Origin of the sequence: Pseudomonas sp. NPDC087639, from assembly GCF_044743385.1 — a bacterium.
GTDB lineage: Bacteria > Pseudomonadota > Gammaproteobacteria > Pseudomonadales > Pseudomonadaceae > Aquipseudomonas.
The window spans coordinates 20,924-39,838 of the sequence record NZ_JBIUWI010000036.1 but is presented as its reverse complement, the minus strand read 5'-3'; the positions used below and the strand labels follow the sequence as shown (position 1 = coordinate 39,838).

16 protein-coding genes are annotated in these 18,915 nt (G+C 61.3%); 8 read left to right on the top strand and 8 right to left on the bottom strand.

Going from position 1 to position 18,915, the window contains the following annotated elements; genetic code table 11:
- Positions 1-28 precede the first annotated feature (28 nt).
- Positions 29-1,063, top strand: coding sequence for a type IV pilus twitching motility protein PilT (locus ACIOVB_RS16335; RefSeq protein WP_187679032.1), 1,035 nt, complete (start codon positions 29-31; stop codon positions 1,061-1,063).
- Positions 1,064-1,110: 47 nt separating this feature from the next.
- Here ACIOVB_RS16335 and ACIOVB_RS16330 read toward each other — a convergent pair whose 3' ends face one another.
- Complete coding sequence (locus ACIOVB_RS16330; RefSeq protein ID WP_187679031.1) at positions 1,111-1,734, bottom strand: C40 family peptidase; 624 nt, start codon at positions 1,732-1,734, stop codon at positions 1,111-1,113.
- Between the two features lie 248 nt (positions 1,735-1,982).
- Between ACIOVB_RS16330 and ACIOVB_RS16325 the strand changes: the two genes are divergently transcribed.
- Positions 1,983-2,417 carry a TM2 domain-containing protein gene (locus tag ACIOVB_RS16325; protein ID WP_187679030.1) on the top strand — a complete coding sequence of 145 codons (435 nt, stop codon included), beginning with the start codon at positions 1,983-1,985 and terminating at the stop codon, positions 2,415-2,417.
- 93 nt (positions 2,418-2,510) lie between these two features.
- On the opposite strand, the gene ACIOVB_RS16320 is transcribed toward ACIOVB_RS16325, so the two are convergent.
- The 7 genes from ACIOVB_RS16320 to gshB all read right to left on the bottom strand — a co-directional run bounded on the left by ACIOVB_RS16320 (position 2,511) and on the right by gshB (position 8,479).
- Complete coding sequence (locus tag ACIOVB_RS16320; protein ID WP_401269357.1) at positions 2,511-3,782, bottom strand: dihydroorotase; 1,272 nt, start codon at positions 3,780-3,782, stop codon at positions 2,511-2,513.
- Positions 3,779-4,783 (bottom strand): aspartate carbamoyltransferase catalytic subunit, encoded by a 1,005-nt coding sequence (locus ACIOVB_RS16315; protein ID WP_007913665.1) that lies wholly within the window; start codon positions 4,781-4,783, stop codon positions 3,779-3,781. The genes ACIOVB_RS16320 and ACIOVB_RS16315 overlap by 4 nt, the downstream gene beginning before the upstream one ends.
- 27 nt (positions 4,784-4,810) lie before the next feature.
- Complete coding sequence (pyrR, locus tag ACIOVB_RS16310; protein ID WP_187679028.1) at positions 4,811-5,317, bottom strand: bifunctional pyr operon transcriptional regulator/uracil phosphoribosyltransferase PyrR; 507 nt, start codon at positions 5,315-5,317, stop codon at positions 4,811-4,813.
- 97 nt (positions 5,318-5,414) lie between these two features.
- On the bottom strand, positions 5,415-5,852 hold the full coding sequence (gene ruvX / locus ACIOVB_RS16305; RefSeq protein WP_401269353.1) for a Holliday junction resolvase RuvX: 438 nt from the start codon (positions 5,850-5,852) through the stop codon (positions 5,415-5,417).
- Positions 5,852-6,424 carry a YqgE/AlgH family protein gene (locus tag ACIOVB_RS16300; RefSeq protein WP_100846946.1) on the bottom strand — a complete coding sequence of 191 codons (573 nt, stop codon included), beginning with the start codon at positions 6,422-6,424 and terminating at the stop codon, positions 5,852-5,854. The genes ruvX and ACIOVB_RS16300 overlap by 1 nt, the downstream gene beginning before the upstream one ends.
- Positions 6,425-6,500: 76 nt before the next feature.
- Positions 6,501-7,400, bottom strand: a complete 900-nt coding sequence (locus ACIOVB_RS16295; protein WP_008077848.1) for an energy transducer TonB — start codon at positions 7,398-7,400, stop codon at positions 6,501-6,503.
- Between the two features lie 107 nt (positions 7,401-7,507).
- Complete coding sequence (gene gshB / locus ACIOVB_RS16290) at positions 7,508-8,479, bottom strand: glutathione synthase (protein WP_401269350.1); 972 nt, start codon at positions 8,477-8,479, stop codon at positions 7,508-7,510.
- A 225-nt stretch (positions 8,480-8,704) separates the two neighbouring features.
- Between gshB and pilG the strand changes: the two genes are divergently transcribed.
- From pilG to ACIOVB_RS16260, 6 genes are all read left to right on the top strand, one after another.
- The gene (gene pilG / locus ACIOVB_RS16285) at positions 8,705-9,109 is read left to right on the top strand and encodes a twitching motility response regulator PilG (RefSeq protein WP_187679026.1); all 405 of its coding nucleotides are present in this window, start codon (positions 8,705-8,707) and stop codon (positions 9,107-9,109) included.
- Between the two features lie 60 nt (positions 9,110-9,169).
- On the top strand, positions 9,170-9,535 hold the full coding sequence (gene pilH, locus ACIOVB_RS16280) for a twitching motility response regulator PilH (RefSeq protein WP_027926574.1): 366 nt from the start codon (positions 9,170-9,172) through the stop codon (positions 9,533-9,535).
- Positions 9,536-9,545: 10 nt separating this feature from the next.
- A complete protein-coding gene (locus tag ACIOVB_RS16275; protein WP_187679025.1) occupies positions 9,546-10,085 on the top strand; it encodes a chemotaxis protein CheW in 540 nt (179 codons plus the stop codon).
- A 209-nt stretch (positions 10,086-10,294) separates the two neighbouring features.
- Positions 10,295-12,355, top strand: coding sequence for a methyl-accepting chemotaxis protein (locus tag ACIOVB_RS16270; RefSeq protein ID WP_401269345.1), 2,061 nt, complete (start codon positions 10,295-10,297; stop codon positions 12,353-12,355).
- Between the two features lie 11 nt (positions 12,356-12,366).
- Positions 12,367-18,291 carry an Hpt domain-containing protein gene (locus ACIOVB_RS16265; protein WP_401269343.1) on the top strand — a complete coding sequence of 1,975 codons (5,925 nt, stop codon included), beginning with the start codon at positions 12,367-12,369 and terminating at the stop codon, positions 18,289-18,291.
- Positions 18,284-18,754 carry a chemotaxis protein CheW gene (locus tag ACIOVB_RS16260; RefSeq protein WP_401269341.1) on the top strand — a complete coding sequence of 157 codons (471 nt, stop codon included), beginning with the start codon at positions 18,284-18,286 and terminating at the stop codon, positions 18,752-18,754. The genes ACIOVB_RS16265 and ACIOVB_RS16260 overlap by 8 nt, the downstream gene beginning before the upstream one ends.
- The last annotated feature ends 161 nt before the right edge of the window (positions 18,755-18,915 follow it).

The following is an 18,915-nucleotide window of genomic DNA, read 5'->3' as shown; positions in this document are numbered from 1 at the left end:
CGGCATTCTACTGGAATTGAGGAGCGCTATGGATATCACTGAACTACTGGCCTTCAGCGCCAAACAGGGAGCTTCCGACCTGCACCTGTCGGCCGGTCTGCCGCCGATGATCCGCGTCGATGGTGATGTGCGGCGGATCAATCTGCCGGCGCTTGATCACAAGCAAGTGCACGAATTGATCTACGACATCATGAACGACACCCAGCGCGTCGACTTCGAGAAACATCTGGAAACCGACTTTTCCTTCGAAGTCCCCGGTGTCGCGCGGTTCCGGGTCAACGCTTTCAATCAGAACCGTGGTGCCGGCGCGGTATTTCGCACCATCCCGTCGAAAGTGCTGAGCATGGAAGACCTCGCCATGGGTGATGTCTTCCGCAAGATCACCGACGCCCCGCGTGGACTGGTGCTGGTCACCGGGCCGACCGGTTCCGGCAAGTCGACCACGCTGGCAGCGATGATCGATTACCTCAACACCCATCGCCATCACCACATCCTCACCATCGAAGATCCGATCGAATTCGTTCACGAATCGCGCAAATGCCTGATCAATCAGCGCGAAGTCCACCGCGATACCCGCAGTTTCGCCACCGCTTTGCGTTCAGCGTTGCGGGAAGACCCGGATGTGATTCTGGTGGGCGAGATGCGCGATCTGGAAACCATTCGCCTCGCACTGACCGCCGCGGAGACCGGGCATCTGGTGTTCGGCACGCTGCACACCACTTCGGCAGCCAAGACCATCGACCGGGTTGTGGACGTATTCCCCGGTGACGAGAAGTCGATGGTGCGCTCGATGCTGTCGGAGTCGTTGCTGGCGGTGGTGTCGCAGACGCTGATCAAGAAGATCGGCGGCGGGCGCGTGGCAGCGCACGAGATCATGCTCGGCACGTCGGCGATCCGTAACCTGATCCGCGAGGACAAGGTGGCGCAGATGTATTCGTCTATTCAGACGGGTGGGTCGTTGGGGATGCAGACACTGGACATGTGCCTGAAGGATCTGGTGACCAAGGGCTTGATCAGCCGGGAGCATGCGCGGGAGAAGGCGCGTACGCCGGATAACTTCTGAGAGAGGCGTGATCGTTCCCACGCAGAGCGTGGGGACGATCTGCGGTGTTAGCGTTGAACTACACGCAGCTGCTTGCTGGCAGGTTCTTTCGGCAACACCCGCTTGGCAACCACGTAATGCTTTTGCCAATACGGCTTGTTCAGCGTATCGATGCTCACCGATTTGCCACGGCGCGGGGCGTGGATGAAGCGGTCGTTGCCCAGGTAGATGGCAACATGGTTGACCTGACGGCTCTTGATATTGAAGAAGATCAGGTCGCCCGGTTTCAGATCCTTGCGCTCGACTTTCTCGCCGTGGCCGCTGGCCATGGCGTTGGAGGTGCGTGGCAGGTCGAACGTGGCGTCGTTGAACGCGTATTTCACCAGACCGCTGCAGTCGAAGCCTTTACTTGGGCTACTGCCGCCCCAACGATAAGGAGTACCGAGGACGTTCACCGCGCGGCTAAGGACATTGCTGCTTTCCTTGCTCGCCATCGGTGGCACCAGCTTGCTGTTGCCCTTGCTGCTCAGCGTGGTGACTTTGCTTTGCTTGCTTTTGCTCGAAGGGGCAGAAGCATGGGATTTAGGGGTAAAGCCGTTAACGTTGGGAAGACGTTGCTCACGATTGGTGGCGTGGGCGGCCAGTGGCATTAATAGGCAAATAGTTAGCCATGTCTTGAAAAATGGTCGCATTAGGCGTGGCTCTTAAGTGGTAGCGCGCAACTTTATAACAGCTTTTTTGTCCCTTCCGAGTCCGTTGGTCGATTCAATCGGCAGGCAACGGAACCAAATAAGCGGCAAATTGACGCGATTGTCTGACAGAAGTCCGGTGCTATAAGGCTTTGACGGTTGCAACGGTAACATTTGCCATACGTCGGCTACCTGTAAAAAAGTCACAAAGAATTCAAGAATATTTATCTATCGAGTGAAACGAGGTCTTCATGAACAGCTATCAGCTACCCCGTGTGAAGGAAAAAGACACCCACAGCAAACTCATCGGTTACCTGCTGTGGATCTTCGGATTTACCGGCGCTCACCGTTTTTATTACGGCAAGCCAGTGACCGGAACGATCTGGTTCTTCACCTTCGGTTTGCTGGGCATTGGCTGGCTGATCGACGTGTTTCTGATCCCGGCGATGGATCGCGAGGCAGATTTGCGGTTTGCCGAGGGGCCGATCGAGTACAACGTAGCGTGGATTCTGCTGACGTTCCTTGGGGTGTTCGGTGTGCACCGGATGTATCAGGGGAAGTGGATCAGCGGGTTGATCTACCTGCTGACGGGCGGGTTGTTCTTTATTGGCGTGCTGTATGACTTCTGGACGCTGAATGACCAAGTGTCGGTGCGCAACATGCAGAATCGCGGCGCCTTCCAGTAAGTCTTCGCGAGCAAGCTCGCTCCCACAGGGGATTTGTGTCGTTCACAGATCCAATGTGGGAGCGAGCCTGCTCGCGAATGGGGCAACCCGGTATCAAGCCTGGTGGCTGATCCGCCCATCCACCAGGGTGTAACGAACCACACCCGGCAGACTGTGCCCAAGGAACGGGCAGTTCTCACCCTTCGACAACCAGCCTTCGCCAGCCACCGTCGACGCTTTCGGGTCGAACAGCACGATATCCGCTGCACCCCCCACCGTCAGTTTGCCCGCCGGCAGGCGCAGCGCCTCAGCCGGGCCAGCGCTCAGGCGCGCTAGCAGTGTCGGCAGATCGAGCAGACCATCCTCAACCAGCGTCATCGCCAGCGGCAGCAGCAATTCAACGCTGCTGATGCCTGGCTCGGTCGCGCCGAACGGTGCTAGTTTGGCATCGCGCTCGTGGGGTTGGTGATGGCTGGAAATCGCCGAGACCACACCGGACTTCACTGCTTCACGCAGGGCATCGCGATCCGCGCGGGTGCGCAGCGGCGGCTGGACGTGATAGAGGCTGCTGAAATCGATCAGTGCTTCGTCAGTCAGGATCAGTTGATACAGCGCGACATCCGCCGTCACCTTCAAACCACGAGCCTGCGCCTGAGCGATCAGGGCCACGCCGCGAGCGCTGGTCAACTGGCTGAAGTGCGCGCGCACGCCGGTTTGCTCTACCAGCAGCAGATCACGGGCCAGCGCCACGGTTTCAGCAGTTTCCGGAATCCCCGGCAGGCCAAGGAAACTGGCGACGGCGCCTTCGTGGGCCAGGCCACCTTCGGCCAGATCGTGATCCTGCGAGTTGAAGATCACCGTCAGGTCGAACGTCGCCGCGTAATCCAGCGCCCGGCACAGGGTGCGGGTGTTGCGGAAACTCTCCAGACCGTTGCCGAACGCCACACAACCGGCGTCGCGCAACGCAACCAGTTCCGCCAGTTGCTCACCGTCCAGACCTTTGCTCAGTGCGCCAATCGGGAACACCTTGGTGTTGCCGGCCTCGCGGGCGCGGTCGAGGATCAGTTCGGCCACGGCGGAGGTGTCGAGCACCGGTTTGGTTTTTGGTGGGCAGCACAGGCTGGTCACGCCGCCGGCCGCTGCCGCGCGGGTTTCGCTGGCGATCGAACCTTTGCGGCTGTAGCCCGGCTCGCGCAGGGCGACGTTTAGATCGACCAGCCCCGGAGCGGCCACCAGACCTGTGGCGTCGATAGTTTCTACAGCGGTGAAACCGGCCGGTGCCGCGCCGAGGGCGACGATCTTGCAGGCTTCAACGTGAATGTCGGTGATTTGATCCAGGCCGCTGCTTGGATCGATGACGCGGGCGCCGAGAATGCTGAGCTTCACTGGGCGTTCTCCTGCTCGAATTGGCGCTGGGCTGTTTGCCCGCTCATGGCCATGGACAACACAGCCATACGAATCGCGATGCCGTAAGTGACCTGATTGAGGATCACCGAGTGCGGGCCGTCGGCCACTGCCGACTCAATCTCCACCCCACGGTTGATCGGCCCCGGGTGCATGACGATGCAATCGGGCTTGGCCCCGGCCAGGCGCGCGGTGGTCAGGCCGAACAGGCGGTAGAACTCGCCTTCGCTTGGCAGCAGGCCGCCGGTCATGCGTTCACGCTGCAGGCGCAGCATGATCACCACGTCGACGTCTTTCAGGCCTTCGGTCATGTCGGTGTAAACCTTCACGCCGTATTGCTCGATGCCGATCGGCAGTAGGGTTTTCGGCGCGATCACGCGGATGTCCGGGCAGCCGAGGGTTTTCAGTGCAAGCATGTTCGAACGCGCGACCCGCGAGTGCAGGATGTCGCCGACGATGGCCACCGAGAGGTTTTCGAAACCGCCCTTGTGCCGACGGATTGTCAGCATGTCGAGCATGCCCTGCGTCGGGTGAGCGTGACGGCCGTCGCCGCCGTTGATGATCGCCACTTGTGGGCAGACATGCTCGGCGATGAAGTGCGCGGCGCCGGAATCCCCGTGACGCACGACGAACATGTCGGCGGCCATGGCTTCAAGGTTGCGCAGGGTGTCGAGCAGGGTTTCACCTTTACTCGCCGACGAGGTCGACACGTTCAGGGTGATCACGTCCGCCGACAGCCGCTGGGCCGCCAGTTCAAAGGTAGTGCGGGTGCGCGTGGAGTTTTCGAAGAACACGTTGCACACGGTCTTGCCGCGCAGCAACGGGACTTTTTTCACGGCCCGGGCTCCGACTTCGAGGAACGAGTCGGCAGTGTCGAGGATTTCCGTCAGCAACTCGCGGCGCAGGCCGTCGAGCGAGAGGAAGTGGCGCAGCTGGCCCTGATCATTGAGCTGCAGCGGGCGCTTGGTATCTAGAGGCGTCATCGCGAGGGGGACTCTCAATAGGGCGGATTAAAGGGCAAAGTCTTGCAGTTCGAGCGTCAGCGGCTCGGGGCCGGACAGCTTCACGCGCTCGTGGGTGGCCAGCGACAGGGTCGCGCCCACCACGTTCGGGCGGATCGGCAGCTCGCCGGCGTCCAGGTCAAGCAGGCAGACCAGCGTCACGCTGGCCGGGCGGCCGTAGTCGAACAGTTCGTTCATGGCGGCGCGGATGGTGCGGCCGCTCATCAGTACGTCGTCGATCAGCACCAGATGCTGGCCTTCGATCTCGAAGGGCAGGGCGGACGGGCGCACTTGTGGGTGCAGGCCGTTCTGGCTGAAGTCGTCGCGGTAGAAGGAAACATCCAGCGTGCCCAGCGGCGCGTCGCTGCCCAATTCCTTGAGCAAGGCTTGCGCGACCCAGATGCCGCCAGTGCGGATGCCGATGTAACGCGGTTCGCTGATGTCGCGCTGTGCAAGGTGCGCCTTGAGGCGTGTCGCCATCTGGCTGATCAGATCGGCGGGATTGGGCAGGCTCATGGTTGCTCCTTCTTCGACCCGAGCCGCGTCCTGCCGGACGTGGCTGGGGGTTTAGCCAAAAGAAAAGCGCCGTAGCGCTTTTCAGAATTAAATGCAGTCAGGATTGAAACAGTGCGGTGTTTTCATCGAGCCAGCCCTGCAACAGCAGAGCGGCGGCGATGGCGTCCACCGGGTTGTCGCGGTAACTGCCCTTCTGGCCGCCACGCACCAGACGTTCGCCCTTGGCCTCGAAAGTGGTCAGGCGTTCGTCGTGGGTATAGAAGGGCACATTGAAGCGGCCGTTGAGGCGGCGGGCGAACTTCTCGGCGCGCAGGCACATCTCGCTGGGCGTGCCGTCCATGTTCAGCGGCAGGCCAACGACGACGGCGTCGGGTTTCCATTCCTTTATAAGGGCTTCGACCTGATTCCAGTCGGGCACGCCGTTTTGTGCTTTCAAGGTGCACAGTTCGCGGGCCTGACCGGTGATCACCTGGCCGACGGCAACGCCGATCTGTTTGGTGCCGTAGTCGAAGCCGAGAATCAAGCGCAGGGCCATCAGGCGTGACCTGCCTGGCTGGTCAGCAGGTTGAGGTCGATCCCCAAGTGCCTGGCTGCCGCGTCCAGACGCAGTTCGCTGCTGGTGTTAAACAGAATGTCGGTGTCATACGGGCAGGTCAGCCAGGCGTTGTCGGCCATTTCGGCTTCCAGTTGCCCGGCTTCCCAACCGGCGTAACCGAGGGCGATCAGGCTTTTTGCCGGGCCCACGCCGTCAGCGATGGCGAACAGCACGTCCTGCGAAGTGGACAGTGCCAGGTCGCCGTCGAGCTGGGCGGTGGCCTGGAAGGTCTTACCTGCCGGGTGCAGGACAAAACCGCGATCGGTCTGCACCGGGCCGCCAATGAAGATCGGTACATGCTGGCAGAGGCCCGGCGGATCGATGTCCGGTCGCAGTTGCTCGAGGATGTCAGCCAGATTCAACTCTTGCGGCCTGTTGACCACAATCCCCATGGCGCCATTGGCCGTGTGCTCGACGATGTAGGTCAAGGTGTGGGCAAAGTTCGGGTCGGCCATGTGCGGCATGGCGATCAGGAAGTGATGCTTGAGGTAGCTGGGGCTGACGTTTTTCATGTGCGCTAGTGTGGCGTTCAAGGGGCGAACTGACAAGCTGGGGATGTAAGCAGTACACAGATCAAATGTAGGAGTGTCAGTTGCTGGAGAGCTTGTCGCCCCGGGCGAATTTCCAGGTGCGGATGATTTCCAGTCGGTCGATATCCGACAGATCACCGGTAAACGGTGCAAATGGCGCCGCCAGTCGGACAATGCGCTGTGCCGCCTGATCCAGCAGCGGCTGCCCCGACGATTCCAGCACCAGCACCTCATACAGCGAGCCGTCGCGGTTGATCGAGACCATCAGGCGCAAATTGCCGTAGATCTGCTTGCGCCGTGCTTCTTCCGGATAGTTCAGGTTGCCGATGCGCTCGACCTTCTTGCGCCAGTCGTCCTTATACCAAGCGCCTTTGTCACGCATGGTCGACGCCGCGCTCAAGCGGTGAATTCGCGGGCGCTTGGCGTACAGCTGTTGTTCCTTGGCCAGTTCCGCTTCGAGGCTGGCGATGTCGCTGGACAACTGCGAGCTGTCGAACTCCGGCGCGTCGACGGTCGGTTTGACCTCGGTCTTGGTTTCTTCTTTTTTGGTCGGGGCTTTTTTCGGCTTAGGCGCGACAGTCGTCACCGCAGCCTTGGGCGCGGCTTCCTGTACTTCAGGCTTGGCGGCGGGCGGGGGCGTGACCTTTTTGACCTGATTGTCCTGGAACGGCGCGACCTCGGTGGTCTTCGGAATCGCCTTCTTGTCCAGCGTGCCGCTGCCTTCCTGGTGTTCCTGCGCGAGGAAATCAGCCTTCTCGGGCTTCTTTTCGCTCTTGAAGGTGGCGAGGGTGATTTCCAGGGTTTTGCTGATCTGCTTGGGCTCGACCATGGTGAAGCCGACGCCCAGCAGCAGCGCCAAGTGAATCAGCGCTGCGAGAAACAGGGTAAATCCGAGGCGATCGGCCGGGCGCACGCCACGATGGGCGAGTTCTGCGGGCAGATCGGACGGGAGGGTCATGACAAGAAAACCAACATCGCGCTTTTCAGAGGCTGCGCATGATAACGCAATGTTGGTTTCACGCCTTGGGCTTCACGCTTCAAGCGACAGACTGCATGTGACACACATCAAGCTTGCGGCTTTTTGCCGGCGGCTTGCAGCTTCTTGTCGATGGCATCCATCAGCATGCCGCCGATGTCGGTGCCGAAAGCGTTGTCGATTTCGCGGATGCAGGTCGGGCTGGTGACGTTGATTTCGGTGAGGCTTTCGCCGATCACGTCCAGACCCACGAACAGCAGGCCCTTCTCGCGCAACGTCGGGCCGACCTGAGCGGCAATCCAGCGATCCTTTTCAGTCAGCGGACGCGCTTCACCACGACCACCGGCCGCGAGGTTGCCACGGGTTTCGCCCTGGGCCGGAATCCGCGCCAGGCAGTAATCCACCGGCTCGCCGTCAATCATCAGGATGCGTTTGTCGCCGTCCTTGATCGCCGGCAGGTAGGCCTGGCCCATGATCTGCTGGCCGCCGAGGGCAGTCAGGGTTTCGAGAATCACCGACAGGTTCGGATCGCCGGCACGGTGACGGAAGATCGAGGTGCCGCCCATGCCGTCCAGCGGCTTGAGGATCACGTCGCCGTGCTTGGCAGCGAATTCGCGCAGGACATCGGCGCGGCGGCTGACGATGGTCGGTGGCGTGCACTGCGGGAACAGCGTGGCGAACAGCTTTTCATTGCAGTCGCGCAGGCTCTGCGGTTTGTTGACCACTAGCACGCCGGCGGTTTCTGCCTGCTCGAGCAGGTAGGTGGAGTAGACGAACTCCATGTCGAACGGTGGGTCCTTGCGCATCAGGATCACGTCGAGATCGCTCAGCAGGTTGTCCTGCTCGGCGTCCAGTTCGAACCATTTTTCCGGGTTGGCGAAGACTCGCAGCGGCTTCATCCGCGCCCGTGCCTGACCTTCGGCCTGATACAGGTCGCGCTGTTCCATATAGAACAGTTCCCAGCCGCGCTTCTGCGCAGCCAGCAGCATGGCCAGCGAGCTATCCTTTTTATAGGAAATGCTGGCGATAGGGTCCATGACAATCCCGACGCGAACGCTCATTGGGTTTTCCTCGAAAATTGGCTACCGGATCGGTATGAAAAAAGTGCCGCCAGAGTGGCGCCGGGCGGGTTTGCGGTCAAGGGAAAACCCGTCGATAGATTGCATCTGGAGACTGTGCTAAAAAGGCTGCCATGCAGTGCTGGCCCTTGAACATCAAGGGTTTCCAGCCATTACTCATCGCAAAACGGACAATTTGATTCGCAAAGGCGACGGTAGAGCCCCCTTATGGAACAGCAGTCCAGCGCCTTGAAGGTCATGGTGATCGACGACTCGAAAACGATTCGCCGCACCGCTGAAACCTTGTTGAAAAATGTGGGGTGCGAAGTCATTACGGCGATCGACGGTTTCGACGCTTTGGCGAAGATCGCCGACAACCATCCCGGCATCATCTTTGTCGACATCATGATGCCGCGTCTGGATGGTTATCAGACCTGCGCTTTAATCAAGAACAACAGTGCGTTCAAGGCCACGCCGGTGATCATGCTGTCGTCCCGTGACGGGCTGTTCGACAAGGCCAAGGGGCGGATTGTCGGCTCCGATCAATTTTTGACCAAGCCTTTCAGCAAGGAAGAACTGCTCAGCGCGATCCAGGCCCATGTTCCGGGCTTTGCCGCCGCTTTGCCGCAGTAAGACACGTACAGTGACGCTCGGCCAGCGGGCCGGATGTCGACAAGAAAAATGGGGAAAACCATGGCACGTATCCTGATCGTCGATGATTCGCCGACTGAAATGTACAAACTGACCGGCATGCTGGAAAAGCACGGCCATGAAGTGCTCAAAGCCGAAAATGGCGCCGACGGCGTTGCCCTGGCCCGTCAGGAAAAACCCGACGCGGTGCTGATGGACATTGTCATGCCCGGCCTCAACGGCTTTCAGGCGACCCGTCAGTTGACCAAGGACCCGGACACCGGGCATATCCCGGTGATCATCATCACCACCAAGGATCAGGAAACCGACAAGGTCTGGGGCACCCGCCAAGGCGCCAAGGACTACCTGACCAAACCGGTCGATGAAGAGACTCTGATCAAGACCCTGAACAACGTGCTGGCCGGTTGATCGCGCGGCCATGAGCGAATCGCTGACCGCGTTCGAACTGCTCTGGCAGATTGACCAGCGCTGCCGCTTGCTCGCGGCCGACCTGCCATCGCAACCGGCGCGTCAGGATCGCTGGAGCGGTATCGGTTTTCGCCTCGGCGAACACTGGTATGTCGCGCCGATGGGCGAAGTCAGCGAAGTGCTGCACGAACCGCGCTGCACTCAGTTGCCTGGGGTAAAACCTTGGGTCAAAGGGGTGGCTAACCTGCGTGGGCGGTTGCTGCCGATCATGGACCTGTGCGGTTTCTTCGGGCATGAGCTTTCACCGCTTCGTAAGCAGCGGCGGGTATTGGTGGTGGAGCATGGCGACGTGTTTGCCGGGCTGATGGTCGATGAGGTCTTCGGCCTGCAGCATTTCGAGCAAGACAGCTTTGAACCGCTGTCGATCAGCAAGCGCCAGGGTTCCAAGGCCGAATTCGTCAAAGGGTACTTCCGGCGTGAGCAGAACTGGCGGGTGTTCAGCCTGTTTGCGCTGGCCAAATCCCCGGTGTTCATGAGCGTCGCAATTTAGTCGAAACACCACCCAAACCTGTGGGAGCGGGATTTGTGGTGAGGGGATTTATCCCCGATGGGTCGCGCAGCGGCCCCAAAACCTGAATTGAATCTGGGACATCGCAGGTGCAGGTTTTGGGTCGGCTTCGCCAACCATCGGGGATAAATCCCCTCGCCACAGAGCTCGTTCCCACAGTGGGCCGTTGCAGGTTTCATAGGCGAGGACCGATGACAAAAGCAAAAACAGGCAAGCCGGCGGAAGGATCGCGCAGTCGCTCGCAGATCATCGTGCTGTTCATCGCACTGATCGTGTTCATCATGCTGCTGTTCGCCAACTTCGCTTACCTCAACACCCAGGCGAACTACGACAAGCAGTACATCGGTCACGCCGGTGAGCTGCGCGTGCTGTCGCAACGCATTGCCAAGAACGCCACTGAAGCCGCCGCCGGCAAGGCTGCCGCGTTCAAGTTGCTCAGCGATGCGCGCAACGATTTCGCCCAGCGCTGGAGTTACCTGAAGAAGGGCGACCCGGCCACCGGTCTGCCCCCGGCGCCGTCGACCGTGCGCCCGGAAATGCGCGCCGTGCAGCTCGACTGGGAACGCCTGCTGAAAAACACCGACGCCATTCTCTCCAGCGAACAGACCGTGCTGTCGCTGCATCAGGTCGCCGCGACCCTGGCCGAAACCGTGCCGCAGTTGCAGATCGAATACGAAAAAGTCGTCGAGATCCTGCTCCAGCGCGGCGCTCCGGCGGCACAAGTGGCGATGGCCCAGCGCCAATCGTTGCTGGCCGAACGCATTCTCGGTGCGGTGAACACCGTGCTGGCCGGCGATGAAAACTCGCAGCAGGCTGCCGATGCGTTTGGCCGCGATGCCACTCGCTTCGGCCAAGTCCTCAACGGCATGCTTCAGGGCAACCCGGCGCTGAAGATCAGTCAGGTCGAAGACCGTGATGCCCGCGCGCGCCTGAGTGAGATTTCCGAGCTGTTCCAGTTCGTTTCCGGCTCTGTCGATGAAATCCTCGAAACCTCGCCGGAGCTGTTCAAGGTTCGCGAGTCGGCCAGCAACATCTTCAACCTCTCGCAAACCCTGCTCGACGAAGCCTCGCACCTGGCCAACCGTTTCGAAAACCTCGCGGGTGGGCGCAACACCGACACCATCGGTGGCTACGTGCTCGGCTTGCTGGCGCTGGCGTCGATCATCCTGATCGGTCTGGTCATGGTCCGCGAAACCAATCGCCAGTTGCGCGAGACCGCCGAGAAGAACGAACGCAATCAGAACGCGATCATGCGTCTGCTCGATGAAATCGAGGATCTGGCCGACGGCGACCTCACCGTGACCGCCTCGGTGACCGAAGACTTCACTGGCACCATCGCCGACTCGATCAACTATTCCGTCGATCAACTGCGCGATCTGGTGGCGACCATCAACCTCACCGCCGGCCAGGTCGCGGCGGCAGTGCAGGAAACCCAGGCCACCGCCATGCACCTGGCCCAGGCCTCGGAGCATCAGGCCCAGCAGATTTCCGAAGCCTCGACCGCGATCAACGATATGGCCCAGTCCATCGATCAAGTCTCGGCCAACGCCGCCGAGTCCTCGGCGGTAGCGGAGCGTTCCGTGGAAATCGCCAACAAAGGCAACGAGGTGGTGCACAACACCATCCACGGCATGGACAACATTCGCGAACAGATTCAGGACACCGCCAAACGCATCAAGCGTCTAGGCGAGTCGTCGCAGGAAATCGGCGATATCGTCAGCCTGATCGACGACATTGCCGACCAGACCAACATCCTCGCCCTCAACGCCGCGATTCAGGCGTCGATGGCCGGCGATGCCGGGCGTGGTTTTGCCGTGGTCGCCGACGAAGTACAACGGCTGGCCGAGCGCTCGTCCGCTGCCACTCGGCAGATCGAAACGCTGGTGCGGGCGATCCAGACCGACACCAACGAAGCGGTCATCTCCATGGAACAGACCACCACCGAAGTGGTGCGCGGCGCGCGGCTGGCGCAGGATGCCGGGGTGGCCCTGGAAGAAATCGAAGGCGTGTCGAAGACCCTTGCGGCGCTGATTCAGAGCATCTCCAACGCGGCGCAGCAGCAGACGACGTCGGCCGGGCAGATCTCGCTGACGATGAACGTGATCCAGCAGATCACCACGCAAACGTCGTCGGGCTCCACGGCCACCGCCGAGAGCATCGGCAACCTGACGAAAATGGCCAGTCAGTTGCGTCGTTCGGTGTCAGGTTTCACCTTGCCGGCGGCATCCGCGTCGGCGACGGATAAAGTGTGATTGGAGCGGTTATGGGTGATCGCCACGACTACGTGGCCCTCGAGTGGGTCAAAGGCGAAATTGCCGAAACGCTGAAACTGGCGCATCAGGCGATTGAAGCCGTGCTCGATGATCCGCACGCATCCGGCGGGCTGGACGAGTGCCTGGCGTACATCCATCAGGTTCACGGCAGCTTGCAGATGGTCGAGTTCTACGGCGCCGCGCTGCTCGCCGAAGAAATGGAGCATCTGGTCGAAGCCTTGCAGCAGGGTCGCGTCAGCCATCGCGACGAAGCCCTGCACTTGCTGTTGCAAGCCTTGGGGCAATTACCGATCTACCTCGACCGCGTACAGAGCGCCCGCCGTGATCTTCCTCTGGTCGTGCTGCCGCTGCTCAATGATTTGCGCAGCGCTCGCGGCGAAAGCCTGCTGTCGGAAACCAGTCTGTTCAGCCCGCAACTGCCCGAGCTGCCGCCGCTTGGCGAAGAGGCGCTGGCGCTGCTGGAACCGGCAGAGCTGCCGAATGTGCTGCGCAAGTTACGCCAGATGCTGCAAATGGCGCTGGTCGGTTTGCTGCGTGAGCAGGATGACCAGACGCACCTGGGTTATCTGGTGAAAGTCTTCACCCGTCTCGAAGCGCTGAGCGGCGACGCCCCGTTAAGTCCGTTGTGGCAGGTCGCATCCGCCTTGGTCGAAGGTATGCGCGAAAGCGTGATCGCCAACAGCCCGGCACTGCGCAGCCTGTTCAAGGACGCCGACAAGGAGCTCAAACGCTTGCTCGAACAAGGCATGGCGGGCCTCAACCAGCCGCCCCCGCCAGAGCTGCTCAAAAGCCTGTTGTTCTATATTGCCAAAGCCGAACATCCCACCAGGCAGATGCTGACCATGAAAGATCGCTACTCCCTGGACGACGCCTTACCCGACAGCGCGATGGTCGATGAAGAACGCGCGCGCCTGGCCGGCCCCGACCGCGATGCGATGCGCTCGGTGCTGGCGGCATTGTGCGAAGAACTGGTGCGGGTCAAGGAACGCCTCGACCTGTTCGTGCGCAGCGACCGCCAACATACGTCGGACCTGGAAAGCCTGCTGGCGCCGTTGCGGCAGATCGCCGACACCCTCGCGGTGCTCGGTTTCGGCCAGCCGCGCAAGGTCATCATCGATCAACTGGCGGTGGTGCTCAGCCTCGTCCAAGGCCAGCGTGAACCCAACGACGCGATCCTGATGGACGTTGCCGGCGCCTTGCTCTACGTCGAAGCGACACTCGCCGGGATGGTCGGCACCGTCGAGCCGGAAAGCCCCGAAGACTCGCGCCTGCCCACCACCGACCTGACGCAGATTCATCAGATCGTGATCAAGGAAGCGCGCATCTGCCTGCAACAGGCCAAGGACATGATCGTCGACTACATCGACGCCGATTGGGATCGCCAGCAACTGCAACCGCTGCCGGAACTGCTAACCCAGGTGCGCGGGGCGCTGGCGATGATTCCGCTGAGTCGTGCGGCGAATCTGGTCGAGGCCTGCAACGGTTTCATCCGCGAACATCTGCTGCTCGATCCGCACGAACCAGGCTGGCAGCAACTGGACAACCTCGCCGACGTCATCACCAGCCTCGAGTATTACCTTGAACGCTTGAGCGATGACCCGCTGGCGCCGAGCGAACAATTGCTGGATGTCGCGCAGAAGAGCCTCGCCAGTCTCGGTTATTTTGCAAACGAAGAGGCCAATGAGCAGCCCGGCGAACAGCGTGTGCCAGTGCTCGATGACGTGCTCAGCCCAAGCGAAGCACTGGTGATGCAGGACCTGCAGGCGCTGGACGACCCGGACATCGTGCAGTCGCTGGCCGATGTGTTGGCCAGCCCGGTGCCGGCGATCAATCCGCCCGCCGTGGTCACACCCGGCAGCCTGATGCCGCCACCGGCCGATGAAGAACCGGTGGACGACGAACTGCGCGAAGTGTTCCTCGAAGAGACCGATGAGGTACTTGAGGTTCTCCACGAATACCTGCCGCGCTGGACAGCCAATCCGCAGGATCGCGCCGCGCTGACAGAGCTGCGCCGCGCCTTCCACACCTTGAAAGGCAGCGGACGCATGGTGCGTGCGCTGATCCTCGGTGAACTGGCCTGGGCGGTGGAAAACCTGCTCAATCGCGTGCTGGAACACAGCGTCGAACCCGGCGCCGTGGTGCCGCAATTACTCACCGACACGGTGTTGCTGCTGCCGGAACTGGTCAGCGAATTCGCCACCAACAGCCAGCGTCAGCGCAGCGATGTCGATCAATTGGCGGCGCGCGCCCATGCCTTGGCCAAGGGTGAAGAACCGCTGGCTGCCGAAGACGTCGATGACGTTGCGGCGCTCGATCCGCTGTTGCTGGAGATCTTCCGCAACGAAGCCGAAACCCACCTCGCCAGCCTCAACCGCTTCCTCGATCAAGCGGCCGAGCATGTTCCGCTGCCGGCCAGCGACGAGTTGCAGCGCGCTTTGCACACCCTCAAGGGCAGCGCGTCGATGGCCGGTGTGTTGCCGATTGCCGAACTGGCGGCATCGCTTGATCAATTGGCCCGAGAGTTCAAGGCCCATCAGTTGCCGCTCGATCTCGATGAAGTCGAGTTGCTGCTCGAAGCCGAAGGGCTGTTCCGTGTCGGCTTGCGCCAGCTCAAGCATGATCCGCTGGCGCCGATTGTCGGCGCGCAGTCGCTGATCAAACGCACCGATGCACTGCTCGGCGAGCGTCTGGAAGCGATCCTCAATGCGCCGAACACTGGCCTGCGGATCAAGCACGATCCGCAACTGATCAACAACTTCCTTGCCCAAGGCATGGACATCCTGTTCGACGCCGAAAACCTTTTGCAGCGCTGGCAGCAACACCCCGGCGAACGCCAGGAACTCAGCGCGTTGCTGGATGAGCTGACCACCCTCGGTGAAGGCGCGCACTTGGCGGATCTGCTGCCGGTGGATGTTCTGTGCGAAGCCTTGCTCGATCTCTATGGCGCCGTGGAAGAAAGCAGCCTGGCGGTCAGCGACCGGTTTTTCCACGAAGCGCAGAACGCCCACGAAGCGCTGATCAACATGCTCGACGAACTGGCCGCCGGCCAGGAAGTCACGCCGCAGCCGGAGCGCATTCGCGCCTTGCATGATCTGCTCGACGAAAGCCTCGACCCCTCGTCCATGGGCCTGATTCGCAGCGACGGCAGCCGCACCTTGAGCATCCGCGAGCTGGGCGCGGCCACCGCCGAGCTTTCGCAAACCAGCGCTGCCCAGGAGCCGGACGATGAAATCGTCGAGATCTTCCTCGAAGAGGCAGTGGACATTCTCGACAGCGCCGAGCAAGCCTTGCAGCGCTGGCTGAGCGACCCGGACAATGCCGCGCCGCTGTCCTCGTTGCAGCGTGATTTGCACACCCTCAAGGGTGGTGCGCGCATGGCCGAAGTCGACGCCGTCGGCGATCTGGCCCAGGAGCTGGAAAGCCTTTACGAAGGTCTGGTCGATCGTCGCTACAGCCACAGCGAAGCCCTTGGTCGCTTGTTGCACAAGAGCCATGAGCGTTTCACCCGGCTGCTTGAGCAACTGCAAAACCATCAGCCGCTGGAGCCGGCAGAGGATCTGATCGAAGCGCTTCGCCAGGTACGCCAAGGCTCGCCGACCCCTGCCGAAACGACGCAACCTGCCGTCGATCACGAAGGTACCGGGCACGATCCCGAGTTGCTGGAGATCTTCCTCGAAGAAGGTTTCGACATCATCGAGAACTCCGGCGCCGCGCTGCTGCGCTGGCAGGCTGAGCCGGGCAACCGTCAGGAAGTCGAAACCCTGCTGCGCGACCTGCACACCCTCAAGGGCGGCGCGCGGATGGTCGAGATCGGCCCGATCGGCGACCTCGCCCATGAGCTGGAATACCTTTACGAAAGCCTCTCCGCCGGCTCGCTGCAAGCGTCTGGCGAATTGTTCGCACTGGTGCAGCGCGGCCATGACCGACTGGCGCAAATGCTCGATGGCGTGCGCGCCGGGCAACCGTGTCCGCCGGCGGATCGGTTGATCAATGCGATCCAGAACTTCAGTCATCCCGTGACGCCTGAAGCGCCGCCGTTGCTGCCGCTGCCGGTTAAAACCGAGACCGCAGCACCGGCCGCCGACGCCGGCGCGGACATGGTCAAGGTCTCCGCCGAACTGCTCGACGAATTGGTCAATCTGGCCGGGGAAACCTCGATTTTCCGTGGACGCATTGAACAGCAAGTCAACGACGCGCAAGTCGCGCTCAACGAGATGGAAACCACCATCGAGCGCATGCGTGATCAGTTGCGCCGCCTCGATACGGAAACCCAGGGGCGCATCCTCAGCCGTCAGCAAGTCGACGGCGAACGCCTCGGTTACGAAGAATTCGATCCGCTGGAAATGGATCGCCATTCGCAGTTGCAGCAACTGTCGCGGGCGCTGTTCGAATCCGCCTCCGACTTGCTCGACCTGAAGGAAACCCTCGACCGCCGCAACCACGACGCCGAGAACCTGCTGCAACAACAAGGGCGGATCAACACCGAATTGCAGGAAGGCCTGATGCGCTCGCGCATGGTGCCGTTCGAACGCATGTTGCCGCGCCTCAAACGCATCGTCCGCCAGGTTGCCGAAGAGCTGAACAAAGACGTCGCTTTCGTCGTCGGCAACGCCGAAGGCGAGATGGATCGCAACGTGCTTGAGCGCATGGCCGCACCGTTGGAGCACATGCTGCGCAACGCCGTCGACCATGGTCTGGAGTCCACCGAGGTGCGGCTGGCGGCGGGGAAACCGGCGCAAGGGCAGATCAGCCTCGAGCTGTCCCGCGAGGGCGGCGACATCGTTTTCGACATCCGCGACGACGGCGCCGGTGTGCCGCTGGAAGCGGTGCGGAGCAAGGCGATCAAACGTGGCTTGCTGGCGCCGGACGCCGAAATCAGCGACCGCGATGTGTTGCAGTTCATCCTCCAGCCGGGGTTTTCCACCGCCGAAAAAATCACCCAGATCTCCGGGCGTGGCGTCGGCATGGACGTGGTGCATGAAGAAGTCCGCCAGTTGGGCGGCAGCATGAGCATCGACTCGGTGCCGGGGCAGGGCGTGCATTTTCGCATTCGCCTGCCGTTCACCGTGTCGGTCAACCGTGCGTTGATGGTGCAGTGTGGTGAGGATCAATACGCGATTCCGCTGAACACCATCGACGGCATCGTCCGCGTGTTGCCGAATGATCTGGATGGGCATTTCCGACTCGATCCGCCTAGCTATCAATACGGCGGCCAAAGCTATGAGCTGTGCTACTTGGGCGAGCTGCTGAAAACCGCGCCACGCCCGAAACTGCTCGGCCAGAGCCTGCCGTTGCCGGTGCTGTTGGTGCAGTACAACGACCGGCGCATCGCGGTGCAGGTCGACACCATGGCCGGGACGCGCGAGATCGTGGTCAAAAGCCTCGGCGCGCAATTCGCGGCGGTGCAGGGCGTGTCCGGCGCGACGATTCTGGGCGATGGCCGGGTGGTGCTGATTCTTGATCTGCTGGCGCCGATCCGCGCGATGCAGGCACCGGTTGCGCAGTATCCGATTCAACCGGATATCGACAGCGAACCGCAGAAACCGCTGCTGGTCATGGTGGTCGACGACTCGGTCACCGTGCGCAAGGTCACCAGTCGTTTACTCGAACGCCACGGCATGAACGTGCTGACCGCCAAGGACGGTGTCGACGCCATGCTCCTGCTGGAAGAACACATGCCCGACCTGATGCTGCTCGACATCGAAATGCCGCGCATGGACGGCTTCGAAGTCGCCACCCAGGTGCGCAACGACGAGCGCCTGCAACACCTGCCGATCATCATGATCACCTCGCGCACCGGGCAAAAACACCGCGACCGCGCCATGGCCATCGGCGTCAACGACTACCTCGGCAAGCCGTATCAGGAATCGGTGCTGCTCGAAAGCATTGCCCACTGGAGCAAGAAACATGCATGAGCGCCGCCACAACGCGCGTACCAGCCAACTCACCGGGCTGCTGCTGCCGCTGGCGGATCGTAACCTGATCTTGCCCAACGTCGCGGTGGCCGAGCTGATCGACTATCAGGCCAGCGCCTTCGATCTGGATACACCGCCGTGGTATCTGGGGCGCGTCATGTGGCGCGAGCGGCAGATTCCGTTGCTGAGTTTCGAGTCGGCGTGTGGGCAGAAAGTGGTGATTGGCGAGCGAGCGCGGATTGTGATTCTCAATGCGCTGGGTGGCTTGACGCAGCTGAAATTCATTGCGTTGCTGGTGCAGGGGATTCCTCGGTCTTACAAGCTCGATAGCCAATTGAGCTATGTCGATGTGCCGTTGTGTGCGCTGGAACAGGCGGCGGTGCAGGTGGGGGAGCAAGTGGCGAAAGTGCCGGATTTGTTGGCACTTGAGCAGTTGTTGGTGGAGGCGGGCCTGGTCCACTGATCCAGAGTTTTTAGTGGTCTGACTGGCCTCTTCGCGAGCAGGCTCGCTCCCACATTGGATCACCAGTGAACACAGATCAGGTGTACGACACAGATCCCCTGTGGGAGCGAGCCTGAACCATTACGCTGAGCGTAATGAATCACCACCGCGCTTGATTGATG